Consider the following 23,116-nt stretch of genomic DNA (forward strand, 5'->3'; position numbering starts at 1 on the left):
CCGAAAACGCCGCGCCCGACCAGAAGGTGATCGCGCAGCTCGAGGAGGTCGCCAAGAAGCACGGCTTCGCCGGCTATGACGACTACAACAACGTCGTCGACAACATCAGCCTCGTGATCGGCGGCTTCGACCCCGCGACCAAGAAATATGTCGGTGTCGACGCGGTGATCAAGACGCAGATCGCGCAGATCCAGGCTGACAAGAAGATGCCGGCCAAGGATAAGAAGGAGGCGCTCGACGAGCTCAACGAGGCGCTGAAGACGCCGGCGCCCGCGGTCGAGCACAAGGGCAATATCGACCTCGTCGCCAAGTATTACGACAAGCTGGTCGCCGCGCTCGGGGACGAGGAGAACTGATAAAACTCCTGCGTCGCAAAGTGCGATGCTTCGCGCGGCGCGAGGATGACGTGCCGCATACCTCAACCTCCGCTGTCATGCCCCGGCCTGGCCGGGGCGCCGGGCGACGACACCTTCCCGGCGGTGTCGTCTCGTCAAACCCGTTGCCGTGAATGCAAAAAAGCCCCGGAGACATCTCCGGGGCTTTTGTCGTATTGGCGTCTCGCAACGAAGCAGCTACGTCCGCGTGCGCATCCGCATCATGAAGCTGTCGAAGCTGAGTTCTGCCACCTGCATCCACGCGAGCGAGTCGGCCCGGAAAGCGGTGAGGCTCGCATACATCTTGGCAAAATGCGGGTTGGTCTTAGACAGATCGGCGTAGATCTCATTGGCCGCGCCATAGCAGGCTTCGAGCACCTCCTGCGGGAACGGCTTAAGAACCGCACCGGAAGCCAGCAGGCGCTTCAGCGCCGGCGGATTGACCGCGTCGTATTTGCCCGTCACCCAGGTGAAGGTGTCCAGCGATGCCGCACTGATCGCGGCCTGATAATGCTTGGGTAGCCCATTCCACTTCTCGAGATTCATGATGTTGTGGCCTTGGCCGGTGCCTTCCCACCAACCTGGATAGTAGTAGAACTTCGCCACCTTCACGAAGCCGAGCTTCTCGTCGTCATAAGGGCCGACCCATTCGGCCGCGTCGATAGTGCCCTTCTCGAGCGCGGGGTAGATGTCGCCCGCCGCGATCTGCTGCGGCACGCCGCCCAGCTTTCCGATGATGGTGCCGGCGAATCCGCCGACGCGGAATTTCAGCCCCTTGAGGTCGTCGACGGTCTTGATCTCCTTGCGAAACCAGCCGCCCATCTGGGCACCGGTCGAACCCGTGGGCACGCCGATCGCCCTGTGCTCCTTCAGGAGATCGTTGAGCATGTCCTGGCCACCGCCCCAAATCAGCCAGGAGATATGCTGGCGCGTGTTGAGGCCGAACGGCAGCGACGTGCCGAACGTGAAGGCGGGGTTCTTGCCCCAATAGTAATAGAGCGCGGTGTTGCCCATTTCGACCGTCCCATTGGAGACGGCGTCGAGAACCTGCAAGCCCGGGACGATTTCGCCCGCGGCGAACGGCTGGATCTGAAACTTGTTGTCGGTGATTTCGGCGACGCGCTTGCAGAAATACTCGCAGCCGCCATACAGCGTGTCGAGCGACTTCGGCCAACTCGCCGCCAACCGCCATTTCACCTCGGGCATTGATTGTGCAATTGCCGGCGCGGCGACGGCACTTGCGGCAAGACCCAATCCGCCTGCCGTCAGAAATTTACGACGTTCCATGCTCTTCCCTCCTGTGATGTCGAGTCCTCGACGAGGGATTGCGGACTTGATGCCGCATTGCTTCGCCGTGGCCGACGCTTCTTTGTGTCCGAAATTAAAGCTTCCGGATCGGGAACAGGATGGCGAAAGGGCGGCAGCAAAGCAAGCGCGCTTTGGTTGCGCTACCGGCGCTGCCTCAATGTTGCGCTGCGAACGCGGCTTCCATGGCTTTTCGGGTGCGAATGGTCTCACTCCCGGCGTCGAATTCGACGTCGCTCCACCGCACCATGGTCCTGTGCGCGACGTCATGCTTCAATTTGATCCCATGCGCGAGGCCGATCGGTAGCCCGCCGGCCCGCAGGCTGGCGGCTGCCGGTACTAACTTGCCCCAGACGGTGTAGCCGCCTTCGCCGTCCAGCATCTCGCCGGCGCGCAAGTTACGCTTCGCGACCGAGACGACATCGCCGCGAAATCCGTTCGCCTGTCCGGTCGGCTCGCCCCGCAGCGCGGCCGACAGCACCGAAATGTTCAGCTCGAGTCCGATCAGGTGATAGGGCTTGTACATCGCGGCATAGCGTCCGCTGTGGTCAGTCTTGAGGCCATATTGCCTGAAACAGTCGGCGGCGTAGTCGCTCGGCGCCTCCAGTACGACGTAGACACCCCAGCGCAGGTCGCGAAACACCGGCCTTCCGTCGCGCTCGAGCGAGGAGACCACCTCCACGACGCCGGCGCGCTCCAGCACGCCGCCGTGCGAGCGCGGCCGCATGATGTGCGGCAGATCGTCGACCCCACAGGGCGGAAACAGCAGGCCGTCCGCGGGCACGTCGAGCGCGCAGGCGTTGGCGATCGCAGCCATCTCGATCGCCGATTTGGTGCCGTCGAGAAACGAGTTGAACATCTGCGGATTCATGCCGGCCGACTGCGCTTCGCCAGCGGTCAGACCGTAATGCTGCCAGACGCCGTCCGGTGTCACATCGTGATAGGCCGGCAGATATTTCGTGCCCTTGCCGGCGGCGACGACGCGGAAACCGGTGGCGCGGGCCCAATCGACCATCTCCGCCGTCAGCGCCGGCTGGTCGCCATAGGCGAGCGAATAGACCACGCCCGCCTTGCGCGCTTCCTCGGCGAGGAGCGGGCCTGCCAGCACGTCGGCTTCGACATTCACCATCACGATATGCTTGCCCGCGGCGATCGCGGCGCGCGCATGCTTGATCCCCACGGCGGGATTGCCGGTCGCCTCCACCACCACGTCCATCGCCCCGCCGGCGATGGCGCGCGCGCCGTCATCGGTGAACACGGTCGCGGCGATCCGCTCGGCGCTCCAGCCCACGGTGCGGCACGCCTCGCGCGCGCGGTCGCGGTCGATGTCGACGATGATGGGCACCTCCAGCCCCGGCGTGTGCGGCACCTGCGCCAGAAACATCGAGCCGAATTTGCCCGCACCGATCAATGCGACACGGACGGGCTTGCCGGCGGAAGCACGAGCCTGGAGGAGGCGGAAGAGGTTCATGGGAAGGTCCGTGAGCGTTATGGCTGTTAGGCGATGCGAACTATCAATAGTCGTCATTCCGGGGCGCGCGAAGCGCGAGCCCGGAATCCATTTGTCCGCAGTCTCCGCGGCGCGATGGATTCCGGGCTCGACGCTACGCGTCGCCCCGGAATGACAGGTTACTCCGCCGCCTGCCGCGGCGCTCGCGCAAGCCGCACCAGCGCGTCGTCCTCCACCGTCTTGATCGGCGCAAAATCGCGGTGGGCGATGTACTCCGGCCGCGTCGGGGTTCGGATGTAGTTCGAGACCGCGTTCAGCGTCAGGTACACGATCTTGCGCGGGTAGGGCGTGATGTTGCCGCTCGAGCCGTGCACGAGATTGCCATGGAACATCAGCATGCCGCCGGGCTTGCCCGTGGGCGCCACGATGCCGCCCTGCTCGACCAATCGCGTCACCGTCGCCTCGTCCAGCGTCCACAGCGGATAGGAGGTGGTGGCCAGGTCGTGCGAGGCTTCGAGATCGCCGGCGTTCTGGCTGCGCGGCACCAGCATCAGGGGGCCGTTGATCGGCATCACTTCGTCGAGGAAGATCGCGATGTTCATCGCGCGCGGCTCCGGCATGCCGTCGTCGCGTTTCCAGGTGCCGTAATCCTGGTGCCACTGCCAGACATCGCCGGTGAAGGCCGATTTCGCGTTGATCTTGAACTGGTGCATGTAGACCTTCTCGCCGAAGAGCTGCTCGACCGGCTCGATCATGCGCGGATGCGCGCCCAGAATGCCGAAGGCCTCGTTGTAGAGATGCGCGGCAAAGGCGGTGCGCGGCGCGCCGCTTTTCTCGCGCCAGACTTCCGGCCGGTTGGCGTCGTAGATGCCGACCGCCTCACGCGCGAGCAGGTCGACCTCCTCCTGGGTGAACAGCTCGGGCAGGAACAGCCAGCCCTCGTGGTGGAAGAACTCCAATTGCTCCTGAGACAGTTTCATGGGTCGTCCTCCTTGGTTTTGTCTTATTGTCATTCCGGGGCGCGCGAAGCGCGAGCCCGGAATCCATTCATCCACCGTCGCTGCCGCCCGATGGATTCCGGGCTCGCGCCAAGTGGCGCGCCCCGGAATGACGGCGTGTGTTGCGGCTAAGCCGCCGCCTCTTCGCTTGCCCTCAATCTCTCCTCAGTCATCCGTCCTGCCGTCTGCGCATGCGCCAACGCCGTGCGTTCGGCTGCCTTGGCGTCGCCCGCGAGAATGCGTGTGGCGATGTCGGCATGCTCCGCCCAGGCGCTGCCGCGATAGTCGAGCTCCGACAGCACCGTCGCCATCGAGCGGCGCATATGCGGCCATTGCGGCGCGATCGTCTCCTCGATCACGGGATTGCCGGCGAGCTGATAGATGGCGCGGTGAAAATCGACGTCGAGCACGATCAGCTCGGCGAGCGTCGTCGTGCGGTCGATGCGGCTGCCGGCAGCGAGCGCCGCTTCCACCCGCGCGCGGCCGGCCGCGTCGTAGCCCGCGCGCTCCGCTGCGAGCCCGGCGGCGAGCGCATCGATGGCGCCCCTCACCTCGTAGAGCTGGCGGAGGCGTGAGGGGTCGAGCTGGGTGACCTCGAAGCCGCGCCTGCCGCTTTCGGCGACCAATCCCTGCCGGTGCAGCAGATGTAGCGCATGCGATACGGGCTGTCGCGACACGCCGAGCTTGTCCGCCAGCTCGTTCTGCCGGATGCGCTGGCCGGGCTGCAGCGTGCGGTCGGAGATCGCCTCCAGGATCCGGGCATAGACCTGGTCGATCAGGTTCGGGAGCGGGTCGAGAGGGATCACGCCGGCAGCTCCGAAGAATAAATAGGAATACGGAATTCCGTATTCGAAGATATCGCTGGAGGGCGATGGCGTCAAGATGGGTGCAAGATGGGGCGGCAGGCCGGCGCTAAGCCATTGACATCACTGGCCTCGTTTACTGTGCATGGGGTTGTTTTCGCCAAAAAGATATCGGCCTCAGCCCTCCAGCACCTCCACCTCAAGCGCAGCAATCCGTTCCGCATCGGCCAGCGCCTCGATCCCGGTAATGCGGTCGTCTCTGATCGTCACGCGCAGCGCGATGCGCAGCTGTCCGGCGAGGATGACGGCGACGCCGATCTCGCCATCGACCAGCGCGGTCCGCGCGGCCCGCGCGCGGCCCTTGTAGACCTGCGCGACCGCATCGGCGCCGCGGATCACCGGCAGCGAGCCGAGCCGCACCGCGGCGTCGTCGGCGCGGAAAACGACATCGGGATCGAGCACGGCGAGCAGCCCCTCGAAATTGCCCTCGCGCGACGCCTTGAGGAAGGCATCGACGATGCCGCGCTGGCGCGACATGTCGGTCTCGGGCACCGGCGCCCCCTGCACGCGCCGCCGTGCCCGGCTCGCGAGCTGCCGCGACGCGTCGACCGAGCGGTCGACGATCGGTGCGATCTCCTCGAAGGGGACTGCGAACATGTCGTGCAGCACGAAGGCGAGCCGCTCCGCCGGCTGAAGTGTTTCCAGCACGACGAGCAGCGCCGCGCCGACGGAATCGGCCAGCTCCGCCTCGCGCTCCCGCGTGTCGTCGACCGGCTCGGGCACATGCGGGCCCATCGGATCTTCCTTGCGCGACTTCCGTGCGCGCAGCATGTCGAGGCAGATGCGCGCGACGACGGTCGTCAGCCAGCCGCGCAAATTCGCGACGTCGGACAGGTCGTAGCGGCTGACACGCAGCCATGCCTCCTGCACGGCATCATCGACCTCGGCGCGGGACCCCAGCATCCGGTAGGCGACCGCGCGCAAATGGTCTCTGCTGGCCTCGAACTGATGGCTGAGAAAATCCTGTTCAGAGTTTTTTTGGGTCATCGGTCACATTCCCTGGTCGCGATCCGTCATGCCCATGACGAAGCCAATCCGGCCGATGTGACCGGAACCTTCGAAATTCGAACGATGGAGACGAAAAGATGCATGCCCGCATGAATCACCCCGTCATGGTCCTCCCCGAAGCCATGAATGTCCTTCAGTCCCTCGGCAGTTTGACCAAGCAGGGGCTGCCGGAAAAGCTCCTGGAATTGGTGCACCTGCGCGCCAGCCAGATCAATGGCTGCAGCGTCTGCGTCGACATGCACCCCAAGGTCGCGCGCAAGCTGGGGGAGACCGACGAGCGCCTGTTCGCCGTATCCGCCTGGCGCGATGCGCCCTATTTCACCGACGCCGAGCGTGCCGCGCTGGCGTTGACCGAGGCCGTCACGCGCCTCGCCGATCGGGAGGATCCGGTGCCGGATGCGATCTGGAACGAGGCCGACAAGCATTTTGACGAGCGCGAGCTGGCAACCCTGATCGTCGCGATCGCGACCATCAACGTCTGGAACCGGCTGAACGCGACGATCAAGATGCCGGTCGGTATTTGGAAGGTGTGAGGCCTCTTCGCCTCTCCCCGCTTTGCGGGGAGAGGCGCGCAACTATTCCGCCAGGAACGTGCTCACCGCCTCGCCGAACTCGAGCGGGGCCTGCTCGAACATCCAATGGCCCGCGTTCGGAATCACCGCTGTCTTCGCGCCTGCAATGTGCGCGGCCAGCACGCGCCACATCACCGACAGGCTTCCTGTCGTCGCGCCGCCGCCGATCAGCAGCGTCGGCGTCCTGATCGCCTGCGCATCGCTAAGGGTATAGGGTTTGCGCTGCTCGTTGATCTGGCCGAGGAAGGTCAGCGCGTTGTCGCGCAGCTGCTGCTTGGCCGCCGCCGGCACGCGCCGCCAGGAGCCGTCGCCTTCGATTCCCTCGTAGAAATTCTGCAGCGCGCCCTCGATATCGCCGGCGCGGATCATCTCGACCGAGCGCACGGTACGCGCGGCGAGCGAGGGGTGGCTGGGCGTGCCGTCGGGCACCGGCAGGGATGCATCGAGATCGCCGCCCGGCTCGGCCAGCACCAGTTTCCGCAGCAGATCAGGCCGTGCCTGCGCCACGCGGAATGCGATATGGCCGCCGCGGGAATGGCCCATCAGATCGACGGGTCCGGGTCTCACCTGCGCGATGAAGGCAGTCACGTCGGCCACATGCTGCGCCATCTTGTAATCGTCGCCGACGGCATCCCAATGTTCGGGGAAGAAGTGCCGCAGGCTGACCGAGATCACGCGGTGCGTCTTCGAGAGCGGGCCGAGCACGGAATACCAGGTGCGGAAATCCCCGAGCGTGCCGTGCACGCAGACCAGCGGCGGGCCCTCGCCGACTTCGAGATAGGCCATGTCGTAACCGTTGACGTGGAATGTCTGCATGCTCAGCTCGCCAGAAAATCCAGGACCATTTCGGAGTATTTCTGCGGCGCCTGCTCGAACATCGGATGCGTCGCATTCGGGATGACCGCCGTCCTGGAATAGGGCACATGCGCGGCCAGCGCATGCAGCACCTTCGGCAGCAGCCCCTTGGTCCGCGCGCCGAGGACGAACAGCGTCGGCATTTTGATGGACTCCGCATCCGCCTTCGAGAACGGCGGGCGGTTGTCGCGAACCTGGCCGATCAGCGTCATGGCGTTGTCGCGCAGATTCTGTTTCACCATCGCCGGCAGCCGCGGCCAGGTGCCAGCCCCTTCCAGCGTATCGACGAAGACGGCGAGGCCGCCGTCGACATCGCCGGATGCGATCTTCTCGGCCGAGGCCGTGAACCGCGCCAGCAGCGGTGACGGGCCGCCGACGTAATCAGGGTCGAGGCTCACATCGAGTTCACCGCCGGGCTCGGCGAGGACCAGGCGGCGCAACAGATCAGGCCTCCGCTGTGCCACACGGAAGCAGATATGCCCGCCGCGGGAATGGCCCATCAGGTCGACCGGACCAAGGTCGAGCTTCTCGATGAAGCCGATGACGTCCTGGACGTGCTGCTCGATCGAATAGGTGTCACCGACGCCGTCCCAGCGTTCCGGGAAGAAGTGCCTCAGGCTGACGGCGATTACCCGGTGCCGCTGGCTCAGCGGTCCGAGCACGCAGCCCCAGACGCGGAAATCGTTGAGCGAGCCATGCACACAGACCAGAGGCGGACGACCCCAGTCTTCGCCCACGTCGAGATAGGGCATGTCGTATCCGTTAACGTGGAGGCTTTGCATGCGAGGCTCGCGAGGGACCGGAACTCTTGTGCAAGATCCCCGGAAACCGGGTGGATCGCAACTATTTCCAAGCCTAGATTTGGACCGAGATCTCATTGGGGGCGTGCGACAAGGACGCAAGCCAGGAACCGATCCATGACCAACCAGCATTTTGCCCTGTTCGACACCAAAATCGGCCTCTGCGCCGTCGCCTGGGGCCCGCGCGGCATCAACGGCACGCAATTGCCGATGGGCGGTGAGCAGAAGATCCGCACCCGGATCAGCCAGCGTCACGCCGACGCCAGCGAGGCCGAGCCGACGGCCGAAGTGCGAGAGGCGATCGACCGGATAACAAAACTGCTCTCAGGCGAGCCGGATGACCTCACCGATATCGAGCTCGATCTCGACGGCGTGCCCGAATTCAACCGCGGCGTCTACGAGATCGCCCGCGCGATTCCGCCCGGGAAGACCGTCACCTATGGCGATATCGCCAAGCAGCTCGGCGGTGTCCAGCTGTCGCGGGACGTCGGTCAGGCGCTCGGTCGCAACCCGTGTCCGATCGTCGTGCCCTGCCACCGCGTGCTCGCCGCCGGCAACAAGCCCGGCGGATTTTCGGCCAACGGCGGCGTGGTGACGAAGCTGAAGATGCTGGAGATCGAAGGCGCGCTGGTGAACCACACGCCGAGTCTGTTCGATTGAGGTGGTCCACCCTCCCCCGTCCAGGGGAGGGTAAGAGGCGCCTCAAATCTTCGCGGCCGCCTTCGGCCAATATTTGTCGCGAAGATGCCGCTTCACCAGCTTGCCGGTCGGCGTACGCGGCAGCTCGGGCTCGAAATCGATCGAGCGCGGGCACTTGATCGCGGAGAGGCGGCTCTTGCAGTAGGCGATCAAATCGGTCTCCAGCGCCTTGCCGGCGCGGCTCATGTCGTGCGGCTGCACCACCGCCTTGACCTCTTCGCCCATCTCCTCGTTCGGCACGCCGAACACGGCGACGTCGGCGACGTCGGGATGGGTGATCAGCACGTCCTCGGTCTCCTGCGGGTAGATGTTCACGCCGCCGGAGATGATCATGTAGGACTTGCGATCGGTGAGATAGAGGAAGCCGTCCTTGTCGAGATAGCCGACGTCGCCGAGCGTCGACCAACCTTTGGCGTTGTAGGCCTTCTTCGTCTTCTCCGGGTCGTTGTGATAGGTGAACGCGGGCGCGTCGGCGAAATAGACCGTGCCGATCTCGCCGACCGGCTGCTCCTCGTCGTTCTCGTCCAAGATCTTGATCTTGCCGACAACGGCGCGGCCGACGCTGCCGCGATGCTCCAGCCATTGCTGTGAGTTGCAGACGGTGACGCCGTTGCCTTCCGAGCCTGCGTAATACTCGATCAGGATCGGTCCCCACCATTCGATCATCTTGGCCTTCACGTCGACCGGGCACGGCGCGGCGGCATGGATCGCGCCCTTGAGCGTGGAGACGTTGTATTTGGTGCGAACCTCGTCCGGCAGTTTCAGCATGCGCACGAACATGGTCGGCACGAGTTGCGACTGCGTGACCTTGTATTTCTCGACCAGCTTCAGGAAATCTTCGGCGTCGAAGTGCTCCATGATGATCGAGGTGCCGCCGAGCACGGTCGCCATCATGTTGAAGCGCAGCGGCGCGGCGTGATAAAGCGGCGCCGGCGACAGATATGTGCTCTCCGCATTCATGCCGCACATGTCGGCGCAGAGCACGCGCAGGAAGGCGTTCGGCACGTCGATCTTGTTGCCTTCGAACGCCTTCTTGATGCCCTTGGGCCGGCCGGTGGTGCCCGACGAATACAACATGTCGTAGCCGGCGACCTCGTCCGCGATCGGCGTCGTCGGCTGCGCGGCGGCCTCCTTGTCATAGGAACGAAACCCCGGCAGCGGCTCGTCCATCATGTAGAAGATCGGCTCGGCGGGTGCGCCCTTGACCAGATCCTTGATCTGGTCAGCGCATTTCGGCGTGGTGATGACGACCTTGGCGCCGCAATCCTTGATGATGTAGTCGATCTCGTCCTGCTTCAGATAGCGGCTGATCGCGGTGTAATAGAGCCCGCTGCGCTGCGCGGCCCAGCAGATCTCCATGAAGGCGAGACGGTTCTCCATCAAAAGCGCGATATGGTCGCCGGCCTTCAATCCGAGCGAGCGGAACAGATGCGCGCCCTGGTTCGAAAGCTCGTCGAGCTCGCGATAGGTGATCGCCTTGCCGGTGCCGGCCATCTGATAGGCGATCTTGTCGGGCGTGGTGCGGGCGTGGACGGAGGGGTGGGTCATGGCGTTTCCTCAAAACGCGAATGGCGAGTAGCGAAGGGCGAATAGGGAAGGGCAAACCGCTCTTCGCCTACTCACCATTCGCTACTCGCCACTTGCTACTCGCTTTTGTTTTTTACAGGCGCTCTACGATCGTCACATTCGCCATGCCGCCGCCTTCGCACATGGTCTGCAGGCCGTAGCGCTTGCCGCGCTGGTGCAGGGCGTGGACCAGCGTGGTCATCAGCTTGGTGCCGGAGCCGCCGAGCGGATGGCCGAGCGCGATGGCGCCGCCGTTGACGTTGAGACGCGCGGGATCCGCGCCAGTGGTCTTGAGCCAGCCGGTCGGCACCGAGGCGAAGGCCTCGTTGACCTCGAACAGGTCGATGTCGTCGACCTTCATGCCGGCCTTCTCCAGCGCGCGCTTGGTGGCGTGCAGTGGCGCGTCGAGCATGATGACGGGGTCGCCGCCGGTCATCGTCATGTGGTGGATGCGCGCCAGCGGCTTGACGCCGAGCTGCTTGAGGCCACGCTCGTTCACGACCATCACGCCGGAAGCGCCGTCGCAGATCTGGCTGGCGCTGGCTGCGGTGAGCTTGCCGTTCTCGGCAATCAGCTTGACGCCCTTGATGCCGTCGAGCGTGACGTCGAAGCGGATACCCTCGTCGATGTGGTGGGTGTCCTTGGAGCCGTCGGCGCGGGTGATTTCGAGCGGCACGATCTCCTTCTTGAAGTGGCCGGCTTGGGTCGCCGCGATCGCGCGCTGATGGCTGTTGAAAGAGTACTCGTCGAGATCATCCTTCGACAGGCCGTACTTCTCAGCCATCATCTCGGCGCCGGTGAACTGGCTGAACACGATGTTGGGATACTTCGCCTCGATGCCAGGGCTCTTGTAATTGCCAAAGCCGTTCTTGGCCGGAAGCTGCGACGACAGGCCCATCGGCACGCGCGTCATCGATTCCACGCCGGCGGCGATCACGACGTCCATCGTGCCCGACATCACGGCCTGGGCTGCGAAGTGCAGCGCCTGCTGCGAGGAGCCGCACTGGCGGTCGATCGACGTGCCCGGCACGCTCTCCGGCAGCTTCGAGGCCATGATCGCGTTGCGCGCGACGTTGTTGGACTGCTCGCCGACCTGCATCACGCAGCCCATGATCACGTCCTCGACCAGGGCAGGATCGACCTTGGTGCGATCGACCAGCTCGTCCAGCACCTTCGCGGCGAGATCGGCCGGATGCCAGCCGGCGAGGCGGCCCCCCTTGCGCCCGCCGGCGGTACGCGCGGCGGCGACGATGTATGCCTCGGCCATGTCGGTTTCTCCCTGAATTTCTTGATTGGGGTTGGTTGTCGGGGACGGATTTAAGGGACGGAAGATCGTTTAGTCAATCGATCAATTAACTCTTGTGATGAGGCGCTGCTTGGGCTTATCTGCGCGCCTCTCGCAGCGCATTCAGGGATCTCCGTGGCTACCAGCGTACCGAACAGGCTCTCCAGCGGGAAGAATTCCACCGCGGAGAAATTGCTCGTGGCCGCGAGCGAGCTGATGATCGAACGCTCCTCGATCGAGATCTCGCTCAGCGACATCGCGCAGAAGTCGGGCGCCAACGCCGCGCTGGTCAAATATCATTTTGGCAACAAGGATGGCCTGCTGCTTGCGCTGCTCGAGCGCAATGCCGCGACCGAGCTCTCCAATCTCGAATATCTGCTGGCGCAGCCGATTACAGCCACGGCGAAGCTGAAGCTGCATATCGGCGGCATCATCCGCGCCTATTACCGGTTCCCTTACATGAACCGGTTGATCCACTACCTCTTGCACGAGACCAACACGGCCGCCGCCGACGAAGTCTCGAAATTCTTCGTGGCGCCGCTGCTCGACTTTCACCGCCGCCTGCTGGCCGATGGCGTCAGCCGCGGCGAATTCCGCCAGACCGATCCGGTGCTGTTCTACACGAGCCTGATCGGCGCCTGCGATCATTTGTTCTTCGGCCGGCACGCGATGTCCCGCGCGACCGGCGTCGGCCCGGTTACCGACGACGTCTGCCGGCAATACATCAAGCACATGGAAACGCTGATCTGTGGCGGCATCCTCACGCAAGCCGGGGAAGCTGCCGCTGCCGGATAGTCCGGCCAATACACCACAAGTCCAGAGAAGAAACGCCCAAGGAAAGGTGCCTGTCATGCAACTGAAAGACGTAGCCGTTCTCATCACCGGCGGTGGTTCGGGCCTCGGTGAGGCCACCGCCCGCGCCATGGCGGCCAAGGGCGCCAAGATCGGCGTGATCGACCAGAACAAGGACAATGCCGAGAAGGTCGCCGCCGAAGTGAAGGGCGTTGCGCTCCATGCCGACGTCACCAGCGAAGAGCAGATCAAGGCGGCGATCGCCGAGGCCGAGGCCGCGCACGGTGTTGCCCGCGTGCTGATGAACTGCGCCGGCATCGGCGGCTCGCAGCGCATCGTCGGCCGCGACGGCGTCTATCCCTTGGAAAAATTCGCGCGCATCATCAACGTCAATCTGATCGGCACCTTCAACTGCCTGCGCCTGTTCGCCGAGCGCCTCGTCACGATCGAGCCGGTCGGCGAAGAGCGCGGCGTCATCATCAACACGGCGTCGGTCGCCGCTTACGAAGGCCAGATCGGCCAGATCGCCTATTCGGCATCGAAGGGCGGCGTCGTCGGCCTGACCCTGCCGGCCGCGCGCGACCTCGCCAGCCAGAAAATCCGCGTCAACACCATCGCGCCCGGCCTGTTCTTCACGCCGCTGCTGATGGGCCTGAACGAAGAGGCGCGCAAGAGCCTGGGTGCCCAGGTGCCGCATCCCTCGCGCCTCGGCGATGCCGCCGAATACGGCTCGCTGGCGGTGCACATCGTCGAGAACCCGATGCTGAACGGCGAGACCATCCGCCTCGACGGCGCGATCCGGATGGCGCCAAGGTAGCTTCTTTCCTTCTCCCCTCTTGTCCGCCGAAGCCTTCAGGCGAAGGCGGATGTGGGAGAAGGTGGCGCGCTTCTTAGCGCGCCGGATGATGGGTTCTCTCCACAATCTCATCAGTGGAGGCAGACCCCTCACCCAAGCGAGTATGTGGTCAGCGATGTACATGCCCTCTCCCACAAGGGGAGAGGGCGCAGCAATTGGCACCGCGATCGGCGGTACTCAGGAGCGCCCATGTCCCAACCGCTGCTGATCGAACATGACGACGGCGTCGACCGGGTGACGCTCAATCGCCCCGACAGTCTCAACGCGCTTGATCCTGCGCTGATCGACGCGCTCAACGTTTATTTCCAGGGCCTGCAGCGCAATCGCGACACGCGCGTCGTTGTGCTCCGGGGCGCCGGCAAGAATTTCTGTGCGGGTCTTGATCTCAAGGCGGCGATGGCTCGCCGCGCAGGACAGCAGGAACCGCCCGGCGTCACGGAGTCGCTCGATTCGCAGCGCCGCATCGCAGATATCGTGATGCTGATGCGGCGCTGCCCACAGCCGATCCTTTCGCTGGTGCAGGGCGCGGCGGCCGGCGGTGGCTTTGCGCTGGCACTGGCGTCCGATATCCGCATCGCGACGAAATCGGCGCGGATGAACTGCGCCTTCATCAAGCTCGGCCTCGGCGGCTGCGACATCGGCACCAGCTATTTCCTGCCGCGCCTCGTCGGCGTGTCCGTGGCATCGGAATTGATCCTGACGGGTCGCTTCATCGGCGCCGAGCGCGCGCTCGCGGTCGGACTGGTCTCAGAGGTCGTCGACGAGGACAAGCTCGACGATGCGGCTGTGCCCTATGTCGATGCGATGATGACAGCCTCGCCGGTCGGACTGCGCCTGTCCAAGGAATGTCTCAACATGAGCGTCGACGCCGGCTCGCTCGAGGCCGTTATCGGAATGGAAGATCGCAACCAGGTCCTGTGCAGCCGCTCCGAGGAATTTTCGGAAGGCATCAGGGCCTTCCTTGAGAAGCGAAAGCCTGTCTATATCAAGCGCTGAACGAGAACGATCCGCAAAGGACGATAATTCCGGGAGACGCAAAATGAGTGGGAGCGCGGCGGCGGTGATGACGAAGCCCGCCTTTCGCAAGGTCGAGTGGCTCGCGCGCGACATCGACGTCGGGCGCCGCGCCGACGGCACGGTGGTGCTGAAGTCGCGCATTCCGCTGCAGTCTTACGAGAAGCACATCCCGGCGTCGCTGGCGAAATGGGCGAGGGAAGCGCCCGAGCGCATCTGGCTGGCGCAACGCGGCGGGCCCAACCGCGAATGGCGCAAGGTATCTTATGCCGAAGCCAAGCGCACCGTGGATGCGCTGACGCAAGGCCTGCTCAATCTCGGGCTCGATGGCCGTCCCGTCGCGATCCTCTCCGGCAATTCGATCGAGCATGCGCTGATGACGCAGGCGGCGATGCAGGCACGCGTACCGGCGGCGCCGGTATCGCCGGCCTACTCGCTGATGAGCCACGATCACGTCAAGCTGAAATACCTGTTCGACTTGATCAAGCCGGCCGTATTGATGGTGCAGGACGGTCCGACCTTCGAGAAGGCGCTGAAGGCGCTCGACCTTGGTGGCGTCACCGTCGTTCACGTCGCGCGGCCCTGCGACGGCATCACAAGCGTCAGCTTCGCCGAACTCGCGGCGACGCCGGTGACGAAGGATGTCGAGGCGTCGATTGCGACGATCACGCCCGACACCGTCGGCAAGCTGCTGTTCACGTCAGGCTCGACCGGCATGCCCAAGGCCGTCATCAACACGCAGGAGATGATGTGCGCCAATGCTGCGATGATGATGCAGGTGAGGCCCCGTGACCCTGGCGGCCCGATCTCGACCATGCTGGACTGGATGCCCTGGAATCACACCATGGGCGGCAATGCCGCGTTTCATCCGATCCTGGTTGATGGCGGCACGCTCTATATCGATGACGGCCGGCCGATGCCCGGCCAGTTCGAGGAGACGTTGCGGAACCTGCGCGAGATCTCCCCGACCTATTACGCCAATGTCCCCGCCGGCTATGCCGCGCTCGCGGCCGCCATGGAGAAGGACGATGCGCTCTGCCGTTCCTTCTTCAAAAATCTCTCGATCATGGCCTATGGCGGCGCGCGGCTGCCGGACGATCTCTACGACCGCATGCAGGCCCTCGCCGTGAAGACGACCGGAGAGCGCATCGTGTTCTACACCGGCTGGGGCTCGACCGAAACCGCGCCGACCTCGACCGGCACCTATTGGGACACCGAGCGCGTCGGCCTGATCGGCCTGCCGTTCCCAGGCGTTGAGTTGAAGATGGTGCCTTGCGGCTCGAAATACGAGTTGCGCCTGCGCGGCGTCAACGTCACGCCCGGCTATTTCGGCCAGCCCGAGCTGACGAAGAAGATGTTCGACGAGGAAGGCTTTTACTGCATCGGCGATGCCGGCATCTTCGTCGACGATGCCGATCCGGTAAAAGGCATCATCTTTGCCGGCCGTGTCGTTGAGGATTTCAAGCTCACCACCGGCACATTTGTGCATGTCGGCTCGCTGCGGACCGATGCGATCGCGGCGGCGACGCCCGTGGTTCATGACGCGCTGGTCGCGGGGCAGGATCGCCCGTTCATCGGCCTGCTCGCCTGGCCGAACCTTCACGCTTGCCGGCAGCTCGTTGGCAATCCCGATCTCAGCTTTGCTGATGCGGTGAAGCATCCCGAGGTCATTGCCTGCTTCAGACGGGGGCTGGAAGCTCACAACAAAGAATGCGAAGGCGCCAGCAGCCGCATCATCGCGCGCGCCATGCTGATGGACGAGCCGCCGTCGATCGACGGCAACGAGCTCACCGACAAGGGCTACATCAACCAGCGCGCCGGCCTGGAGCGCAGAGCGGTGTTGGTTGGGCGGCTCTATGCTGACAAGCCGGACCAGGATGTGATCGTGCTGCGATGACGCACCGTTCTCGCCTGTCATTCCGGGGCGCGCGCAGCGCGAACCCGGAATCCATCAGGCCGCATAAACGCGGCGAAATGGATTCCGGGCTCGCGACTTCGTCGCGCCCCGGAATGACGGTCTCAAAATGAACAAGACGAACAAACAAGAGGTAGCCCGCCATGAACTTCGATTTCTCCGACGATCAGAAGCAGCTCCGCGACCAGGCGCGCAAATTCCTTGCCGAAAAATGCTCGCCCAAGGCGGTGCGCGTCGTGCTCGACGGCAAGGCGCCCTATGACAAGGAGCTATGGAAGGGCCTCGCCGAGATGGGCTTTCTCGGCGTTGCGATTCCCGAGGAGTTTGGCGGGGCGGGTGCGGGCCATCTCGAGCTCTGCGTGATCGCGGAGGAGATGGGACGGGCCAATGCCCCGGTGCCGTTCTCCTCGACCGTGTATCTCGCCGCCGAGGCGCTGCTGATCGCCGGCAGCGACGCGCAGAAGAAGAAATGGTTGCCGGCGATCGCGTCGGGCGAGGCGATCGGCACGCTGGCGCTATTCGAGGGCAAGGGGAATCCGTCGCCGAAGAACGTCAAGCTCACGGCTGCGAACGGCGTGCTCAATGGCGTCAAGAAGCCGGTCGCCGACGGCGCCATCGCCGATTTCGCGGTTGTTGCCGCGCGTACCGGATCGAGCGGCCGGGACAGCGATATCTCGCTGTTCCTGGTCGACCTCAAGTCCGGTGGCGTCGAGGTGAAGAGCCTCACCAATCTCGATCCGACCCGCGGTCAGGCCGAGATCATCTTCAAGGACTGCAAGGCCGAGCCGCTAGGAGTTGCCGGCGAGGGCTGGAGCATCCTCACCCAGGTGCTCGATCGCGCCGCGGTGCTCTGCGCGTTCGAGCAGGTCGGCGGCTCCGATCGCGCGCTGGAGATGGGGCGGGACTACGCGCTCGACCGCATCGCCTTCGGCCGGCAAATCGGGTCGTTCCAGGCGGTCAAGCACATGCTTGCCGACATGTATGTCTCGGCGACGCTGGCGCGCTCCAACTGCTATTACGGCGCCTGGGCGCTCTCGACCAATGCTGGCGAGCTGCCGGAAGCTGCGGCTGCCGCCCGGATCAGCGCGACGCAGGCGTTTCAGCACTGCGCCAAGAACAACATCCAGGTTCACGGCGGCATGGGTTTCACCTGGGAGTTCGACTGCCACATGTACTATCGCCGCGCCAACGCCATGGCGCTTGGTCTCGGCAGCCTGTCCTATTGGGAGGACCAGTTGATCGACCGCATGCGCAAGAAGAACGCGGCTTGATGTTGTCGTCATTCCGGGGCTCGCGAAGCGAGAACCCGGAATCTCGAGTTGAGTCGATAACCTCTGGATTCCGGGTTCGATGCTGCGCATCGCCCCGGAACGACGGAAGAAGAGATAAAGAACCATGAACTTCGACGACACCCCGCAGGAAGCCGAATTCCGCGCCACCGCGCGCGCCTGGATCGGCGCGAACGCGCCGAAGCAATACGAGGACGAGCTGCGCAAATCCTCGCTCGGCCGCACCGTGCTTAGGAATGCCGACATTCTCGAGGTCGCAAAGGCCTGGCAGAAGAAGAAGGCCGACGCTGGCTGGGCCTGCCTGCACTGGCCGAAGGAGTATGGCGGCCGCGGATCGTCGCCGATCGAGCGCGTAATCTGGCAGCAGGAAGAGGGGCCGTTTGGTCAGCTCTCACGCATGTTCATCATCGGCCACGGCATGTGCGGGCCGACCATGATGGCGTTCGCACGCGAGGAGCATAAGCGGACCTATTTGCCGCCGCTCGCATCAGGCGAGAAGGTGTGGTGCCAGCTGTTCTCCGAGCCGGCCGGCGGCTCCGACGTCGCGGGCTTGCGCACGCGCGCAGAGAAAGATGGCGACGAGTGGGTCGTCAACGGCCAGAAGATCTGGACGTCGGGCGCGCATTATTCCGATTACGGCATCCTGCTCACGCGCACCGATTCGACCGTGCCGAAGCACAAGGGCCTCACCATGTTCTTCCTGGACATGAAGAGCCCCGGCGTCGAGGTCAGGCCGATCAAGCAGGCCAGCGGCGCTTCCGACTTCAACGAGGTCTATTTCACCAATGTCCGCATCCCCGACCACCAGCGTCTCGGCGAGGTCGGCGACGGCTGGAACGTCTCGCTGACCACGCTGATGAACGAGCGCAGCGCGATCGGCGCGGCCGTCTCGACCGGCTTCCCTGAATTGTTCGAGTATTGCTCCAGCCTGATGCTCGACGACGGGCCGGCGATCGAGGATCGCGCCGTGCGCGCGAAGCTGGCGAACTGGGCGGTGAAGGCGAGCGGGCTGAAATACACCAGCATGCGCGCGATTTCGGCGCTCTCGAAGGGCGAGCGGCCGGGGCCGGAAAATTCCATCGGCAAGCTGGTGGCGGGCTCGATGATTCAGGACGTCGCGACCTACGCGCTGGATCTGCAGGGGGCTAGCGGCGTGGTCAGCGGTGAGGATGCCGAACTCGCCGGCCGTTTCCAGGCGATGCTGCTGCGCGCACCCGGCACGCGCGTCGAAGGCGGCACCGACGAGATCATGCGCAACATCATCGCCGAGCGGGTGCTGGGCCTGCCCGGCGATATCAGGGTCGACAAGGACGTGCCGTTCAACAAGATCCCGACGAAGGGAAGAGGGTAGAGGTCCGCCATGAATTTCGACGACACCCCGCAGGAAGCCGCATTCCGCGAGACCGCGCGGAAATGGATCGACGCCCACGCGCCGAAGGAATTGCATGCCGAGCTGTCGAAATCCTCGCTCGGCCGCATTCGCCTTGCCAGCCACGACATCGTCGATGTCGGCAAGGCCTGGCAGAAGAAAAAGGCCGAAGGCGGCTGGGCCTGTCTGCACTGGCCTAAGGAGTATGGCGGCCGCGGCGCGACGCCGATCGAGAAGGTGATCTGGCAGCAGGAGGAGGGCGTCTACGGCAAGCTGACGCAGCCGTTCCAGATCGGCGAGGGCATGTGCGGCCCGACCGTGATGGCGTTCGGCAGCGAGGATGCGAAGCGCAGGTATCTGCCGAAGCTCGCCTCGGGCGAGGAGATCTGGTGCCAGTTGTTCTCCGAACCGTCCGCTGGTTCGGACGTCGCGGGTCTGCGCACACGCGCGGAGAAGAAGGGCGACAATTGGGTTGTTAATGGCCAGAAGATCTGGACCTCGGGCGCGCATTACTCCGACTACGGCCTTTTGATCGCGCGCACCGATCCGAGTGTGCCCAAGCACAAGGGCCTCACCATGTTCTTCCTGGACATGAAGAGCCCCGGCGTGGAGGTCAGGCCGATCAAGCAGGCCAATGGCATGCAGGAGTTCAACGAAGTCTATTTCACCGACGTTGTGATTCCCGACAGCCAGCGCCTCGGCGCCGTCGGCGAGGGCTGGAGCGTATCGCTGACCACGCTGATGAACGAGCGCATGTCGATCGGCTCGCGGCTTGCGACCGGCGTCCCCGAGATGTTCGACTTCTGCTCCAACCTCATGTTGGAGGAGGGGCTCGCCATCGACGATCCCGCCGTGCGCTCGAAGCTTGCGAGCTGGGCGGCGAAGTCGAGCGGGCTGAAATACACCAGCTACCGCACCATCTCGGCCCTTTCGAAGGGCGAGCGGCCGGGCCCGGAGAACTCCATCGGGAAGCTGGTCTCGGGCATGATGCTCCAGGACATTGCGACCTACGCGATGGACCTACAGGGCGCGGCCGGTGTTCTCACCGGAAACGACGAGGAAACGGTGCAGGGCCAGTTCCAGCAGATGCTGCTGTCCGCGCCCTCGATGCGCATCGCGGGCGGCACCGACGAGATCCTGCGCAACATCATCGCCGAGCGCGTGCTGGGGCTGCCGGGCGACATTCGTGTCGACAAGGACGTGCCGTACAACAAGATCCCGACCAAGGGGCGGTGATTATCCTCGTGTCCCGGACGCGGCGCAGCGCGCCGTGAGCCGGGACCCGGAATTCCACAATGGGCCCCGGCTCTGCGCCGCATCACTTCGTGCTGTGTCGCGTCCGGGGCACGAAAGCGAGTCAAGCCATGGACGCTAAAGCACCCAATGCCCGCCACTCCACTGAAGACCGTATCGGCGTGCTCGAAGAGCTCCTCAATGAGCGTTATTCCGTCCGCGCCTTCCTGCCGAAGGAAGTCGACCGCGCCACCATCGAGCATGTGCTGACCACCGCGCAGCGCACGGCCTCATGGTGCAACAGCCAGCCCTGGCAGGTCGTCATCGCCAGCGGCGCTGCCAAGGAGCGCTTTCGCCAGGCGATCTACAAGGAGGCTTCTGGCGGTCTCGGCGACGACTACGATTTCACGCCGCCGCGCGAATATGTCGGGATCTATCTGGAGCGGCGCCGCGAGAGCGGTTTTCAGCTGTACAATACGCTGGGCATCGCCCGCGGCGACAGAAGCGCCTACGCCAAGCAAGCGCTGGAGAACTACAATTTCTTCGGCGCGCCGCACGTCGCGATCATCCACACCAACGAGCCGCTCGGCATTTACGGTGCGATCGATTGCGGCGCCTATGTCAGCAATTTCATGCTGGCCGCGCAGGCGCTCGGGCTCGGCACGATTCCGCAGGCCGCCTTGGCGCGGCATTCCGGCCTGATCCGCCGCCACTTCAACCTGCCCGACGATCGCCGGATCGTCTGCGGCATCTCGTTCGGTTATGCGGACGACGCCCACAAGGTCAACAGCTACCGCACCTCGCGTGCGAGCGTGGCAGATACGGTCACCTTTGCAGAGGAGTGATCGAGAGCGGCGTGGTCCCGCGCCGTCGGCCTCAGACGCGCGCGAAGACGGCCGTGGAAACGGCCGCCTTCGTCTGTCTCGGTCGAATGGCCGTCAGCCGCCGCTGCCGCCGATCACGGCCCGCACCGTCTCGTCAGGCCCGAAATCCTCGGCGCCGTCGACATAGAGCAGTGCGGCGAGCTTCGAGCGGGCGCGGTTCACGCGGCTCTTGATCGTGCCGACCGCGCAGCCGCAGATCGAGGCCGCATCCTCGTAGGAGAAGCCCGAGGCGCCGACCAGGATCAACGCTTCACGCTGGTCCTGCGGAAGCTTCTCGAGCGCCGTGCGGAACTCCTCGAACTCGAGATGTGCGTTCTGCGAGGGCTGTGTCTTCAGCGTCTTGGCGTAGTTGCCCTCGGCATCCTCGACCTCGCGCCGCCGCTTGCGGTAGTCGGAACGGAATAGGTTGCGCAGGATCGTGAACAGCCACGCCGGCAGATTGGAGCCGGGCTGGAACGAGTCGATGTTGGCGAGCGCGCGGAGCAGCGTCTCCTGGACCAAATCGTCGGCGCGGTCCGCATTGCCGCTGAGCGAAATGGCGAACGCGCGCAGACTGGGCACGGCCGCCAGGATGTCGTTACGCAGGGAATCCGTGAGAGGCATTAGTCCCTCCCATTGTTGTTGTCGTTGGATCCGCCCTCATCGCCCAATTGGGGTGTCGCTCCCGGCGCATCAAGCTTCTTGATCAGCTCTGCGAACCGATCCGGAACGCCTTGTCGCACGACATCATCATACATGGCGCGCAACTGATGCCCTATCCGGGATTGGATCTCCGGAGTGAGGCCTCCCTTGCCGGGGGTCGTGCTTCTGCTGGCTTGAGACTTGAGATCTTTCATGACCTGTTCCACGTTTCCCCGAGTTAAGTGACTGTAAGTTCGAGAGGTTTTCTCAACCGGGAGCCGTTCCCTGGTTAGGCACAATTCCAGGTTCGAGAAAAAGTTCCCGGCCGGACGGAACTTTTCTCAAGTTGAGGCGTAATCAGCCCAGCAGGGGAACCCGGGCCCCCCGCGTGACGCCTGACCTCAGGATCTCGACCTCAAGGCCGGCCCGAACACGAATGGAGTGGGGATGTCCCGTTCACAGCTTGTTGCTGAACACTTGCCGTTGTTGCGCCGGTACGCACGCGCCCTGACAGGCAGCCAGGCCTCCGGTGACGCCTACGTCGCTGCCATGTTGGAAGCCATGCTGGGAGATCCAGCGGTGCTCGACGAGAGCCATGGACCGCGCGCCGGCTTGTTCCGGCTGTTCACCCAGATCTGGAACTCGGTCTCGGTCAACGACGATTCGGAGGTGACGACCCTGCCGATGCCGCCAGAGCGGCGCCTGTCGAACATCACGCCGCTGCCACGGCAGGCCTTCCTCCTGCTCTCCCTGGAGGGGTTTTCGGAGGAGGAAGTCGGCTACATCCTCGGCACCGACGTCGCCGAGACGCGGCGCCTTGCGGATGCCGCAGGCCGCGAGATGGCGGCCGAGATCGCGACAGACGTGCTGATCATCGAGGACGAGACCTTCATCGCCATGGACCTCGAGAGCCTGGTGAAGAATCTCGGCCACAACGTCGTCGGCGTCGCGCGGACCCATGCCGATGCCGTGGCGCTCGCCAAGAACAAGCGCCCGGGTCTGATCCTCGCCGACATCCAGCTTGCCGACGGCTCGTCGGGCCTCGACGCCGTCAACGAGCTGCTGCGCACTTTCGAGGTGCCGGTGGTGTTCATCACCGCCTACCCCGAGCGCTTCCTCACCGGCGAGCGTCCCGAGCCGGCATTCCTGATCTCGAAGCCCTTCCAGCCCGCGATGGTGTCGGCGGTGGCGAGCCAGGCGCTGTTCTTCCAGCGCAACTCGCGCAACCGGGCGCCAAAGGCGCCGGCGGCGTAAGGAAGGCATCGTTCGCGAAACGATTTGATCCGGCGTGCTGCAGGGCACGCCGGATTTTTCGTGTCGGTTGTCCGCGCTTGACGCGCATCCGCGGCGCCGCTCATACCTCATGCA

23 protein-coding genes (1 of these 23 only partly in view) are annotated in these 23,116 nt (G+C 64.4%); 12 read left to right on the forward strand and 11 right to left on the reverse strand.

Annotation, left to right across the window (positions count from 1 at the left end; translation table 11 throughout):
* Positions 1-356, forward strand: the 3' portion of a protein-coding gene (locus RX330_RS04555; RefSeq protein WP_317242201.1) for a hypothetical protein. 256 nt of this gene lie to the left of the window's left edge; the window shows 356 of its 612 coding nt (coding positions 257-612); its start codon lies beyond the left edge, outside the window; the stop codon is at positions 354-356.
* Positions 357-572: 216 nt separating this feature from the next.
* On the opposite strand, the gene RX330_RS04560 is transcribed toward RX330_RS04555, so the two are convergent.
* The 5 genes from RX330_RS04560 to RX330_RS04580 all read right to left on the reverse strand — a co-directional run bounded on the left by RX330_RS04560 (position 573) and on the right by RX330_RS04580 (position 5,977).
* The gene (locus tag RX330_RS04560) at positions 573-1,661 is read right to left on the reverse strand and encodes a TRAP transporter substrate-binding protein (protein ID WP_212079852.1); all 1,089 of its coding nucleotides are present in this window, start codon (positions 1,659-1,661) and stop codon (positions 573-575) included.
* 175 nt (positions 1,662-1,836) lie between these two features.
* Positions 1,837-3,150, reverse strand: coding sequence for an NAD(P)H-dependent oxidoreductase (locus RX330_RS04565; protein WP_317242202.1), 1,314 nt, complete (start codon positions 3,148-3,150; stop codon positions 1,837-1,839).
* A 158-nt stretch (positions 3,151-3,308) separates the two neighbouring features.
* Positions 3,309-4,109, reverse strand: a complete 801-nt coding sequence (locus RX330_RS04570; RefSeq protein ID WP_317242203.1) for a phytanoyl-CoA dioxygenase family protein — start codon at positions 4,107-4,109, stop codon at positions 3,309-3,311.
* 146 nt (positions 4,110-4,255) lie between these two features.
* Positions 4,256-4,933, reverse strand: a complete 678-nt coding sequence (locus tag RX330_RS04575; protein ID WP_317242204.1) for a GntR family transcriptional regulator — start codon at positions 4,931-4,933, stop codon at positions 4,256-4,258.
* A gap of 174 nt (positions 4,934-5,107) precedes the next feature.
* Entirely contained in the window at positions 5,108-5,977 is an 870-nt protein-coding gene (locus tag RX330_RS04580) for a sigma-70 family RNA polymerase sigma factor (RefSeq protein WP_317242205.1), read from the reverse strand.
* A gap of 98 nt (positions 5,978-6,075) precedes the next feature.
* Between RX330_RS04580 and RX330_RS04585 the strand changes: the two genes are divergently transcribed.
* Positions 6,076-6,531 carry a carboxymuconolactone decarboxylase family protein gene (locus tag RX330_RS04585; RefSeq protein ID WP_317242206.1) on the forward strand — a complete coding sequence of 152 codons (456 nt, stop codon included), beginning with the start codon at positions 6,076-6,078 and terminating at the stop codon, positions 6,529-6,531.
* A 42-nt stretch (positions 6,532-6,573) separates the two neighbouring features.
* Here the strand turns inward: RX330_RS04585 and RX330_RS04590 are convergent, their stop codons facing one another.
* Both RX330_RS04590 and RX330_RS04595 read right to left on the reverse strand, forming a co-directional pair.
* Entirely contained in the window at positions 6,574-7,386 is an 813-nt protein-coding gene (locus RX330_RS04590) for an alpha/beta fold hydrolase (RefSeq protein ID WP_317242207.1), read from the reverse strand.
* Positions 7,387-7,388: 2 nt separating this feature from the next.
* On the reverse strand, positions 7,389-8,207 hold the full coding sequence (locus RX330_RS04595) for an alpha/beta fold hydrolase (RefSeq protein WP_317242208.1): 819 nt from the start codon (positions 8,205-8,207) through the stop codon (positions 7,389-7,391).
* 135 nt (positions 8,208-8,342) lie between these two features.
* Between RX330_RS04595 and RX330_RS04600 the strand changes: the two genes are divergently transcribed.
* Positions 8,343-8,885, forward strand: a complete 543-nt coding sequence (locus RX330_RS04600; RefSeq protein ID WP_317242209.1) for a methylated-DNA--[protein]-cysteine S-methyltransferase — start codon at positions 8,343-8,345, stop codon at positions 8,883-8,885.
* Between the two features lie 42 nt (positions 8,886-8,927).
* On the opposite strand, the gene RX330_RS04605 is transcribed toward RX330_RS04600, so the two are convergent.
* Together RX330_RS04605 and RX330_RS04610 are read right to left on the reverse strand one after the other, a co-directional pair.
* On the reverse strand, positions 8,928-10,472 hold the full coding sequence (locus tag RX330_RS04605; RefSeq protein ID WP_317242210.1) for an acyl-CoA synthetase: 1,545 nt from the start codon (positions 10,470-10,472) through the stop codon (positions 8,928-8,930).
* 112 nt (positions 10,473-10,584) lie between these two features.
* A complete protein-coding gene (locus RX330_RS04610) occupies positions 10,585-11,757 on the reverse strand; it encodes an acetyl-CoA C-acetyltransferase (RefSeq protein WP_317242211.1) in 1,173 nt (390 codons plus the stop codon).
* 153 nt (positions 11,758-11,910) lie between these two features.
* Between RX330_RS04610 and RX330_RS04615 the strand changes: the two genes are divergently transcribed.
* The 8 genes from RX330_RS04615 (at position 11,911) to RX330_RS04650 (ending at position 21,088) form a co-directional block, all read left to right on the forward strand.
* Positions 11,911-12,570 (forward strand): TetR family transcriptional regulator, encoded by a 660-nt coding sequence (locus RX330_RS04615; protein ID WP_317242212.1) that lies wholly within the window; start codon positions 11,911-11,913, stop codon positions 12,568-12,570.
* Positions 12,571-12,625: 55 nt separating this feature from the next.
* A complete protein-coding gene (locus RX330_RS04620) occupies positions 12,626-13,384 on the forward strand; it encodes an SDR family NAD(P)-dependent oxidoreductase (protein ID WP_317242213.1) in 759 nt (252 codons plus the stop codon).
* 228 nt (positions 13,385-13,612) lie between these two features.
* The gene (locus tag RX330_RS04625) at positions 13,613-14,419 is read left to right on the forward strand and encodes an enoyl-CoA hydratase/isomerase family protein (protein ID WP_317242214.1); all 807 of its coding nucleotides are present in this window, start codon (positions 13,613-13,615) and stop codon (positions 14,417-14,419) included.
* A gap of 43 nt (positions 14,420-14,462) precedes the next feature.
* The gene (locus RX330_RS04630) at positions 14,463-16,334 is read left to right on the forward strand and encodes an AMP-binding protein (RefSeq protein WP_317242215.1); all 1,872 of its coding nucleotides are present in this window, start codon (positions 14,463-14,465) and stop codon (positions 16,332-16,334) included.
* A 161-nt stretch (positions 16,335-16,495) separates the two neighbouring features.
* Complete coding sequence (locus RX330_RS04635; RefSeq protein ID WP_317242216.1) at positions 16,496-17,623, forward strand: acyl-CoA dehydrogenase family protein; 1,128 nt, start codon at positions 16,496-16,498, stop codon at positions 17,621-17,623.
* A 124-nt stretch (positions 17,624-17,747) separates the two neighbouring features.
* A complete protein-coding gene (locus RX330_RS04640) occupies positions 17,748-18,992 on the forward strand; it encodes an acyl-CoA dehydrogenase (RefSeq protein WP_317242217.1) in 1,245 nt (414 codons plus the stop codon).
* A 9-nt stretch (positions 18,993-19,001) separates the two neighbouring features.
* Positions 19,002-20,246, forward strand: a complete 1,245-nt coding sequence (locus RX330_RS04645) for an acyl-CoA dehydrogenase (RefSeq protein WP_317242218.1) — start codon at positions 19,002-19,004, stop codon at positions 20,244-20,246.
* 128 nt (positions 20,247-20,374) lie between these two features.
* Positions 20,375-21,088, forward strand: a complete 714-nt coding sequence (locus RX330_RS04650; RefSeq protein ID WP_212079882.1) for a nitroreductase — start codon at positions 20,375-20,377, stop codon at positions 21,086-21,088.
* 93 nt (positions 21,089-21,181) lie between these two features.
* On the opposite strand, the gene RX330_RS04655 is transcribed toward RX330_RS04650, so the two are convergent.
* Both RX330_RS04655 and RX330_RS04660 read right to left on the reverse strand, forming a co-directional pair.
* Positions 21,182-21,730 carry a sigma-70 family RNA polymerase sigma factor gene (locus RX330_RS04655; RefSeq protein ID WP_011090521.1) on the reverse strand — a complete coding sequence of 183 codons (549 nt, stop codon included), beginning with the start codon at positions 21,728-21,730 and terminating at the stop codon, positions 21,182-21,184.
* The gene (locus RX330_RS04660; RefSeq protein ID WP_063197653.1) at positions 21,730-21,963 is read right to left on the reverse strand and encodes a NepR family anti-sigma factor; all 234 of its coding nucleotides are present in this window, start codon (positions 21,961-21,963) and stop codon (positions 21,730-21,732) included. Before RX330_RS04660 ends, RX330_RS04655 begins: the two co-directional genes overlap by 1 nt.
* A 232-nt stretch (positions 21,964-22,195) precedes the next feature.
* Here RX330_RS04660 and RX330_RS04665 point away from each other — a divergent pair, with 232 nt between their 5' ends.
* Positions 22,196-23,002, forward strand: coding sequence for a response regulator (locus RX330_RS04665; protein ID WP_212079884.1), 807 nt, complete (start codon positions 22,196-22,198; stop codon positions 23,000-23,002).
* Positions 23,003-23,116: the final 114 nt, after the last annotated feature.

The sequence above is a fragment of the Bradyrhizobium sp. NDS-1 genome (genome assembly GCF_032918005.1).
In the GTDB taxonomy this organism is placed as follows: Bacteria; Pseudomonadota; Alphaproteobacteria; order Rhizobiales; family Xanthobacteraceae; genus Bradyrhizobium; species Bradyrhizobium tunisiense.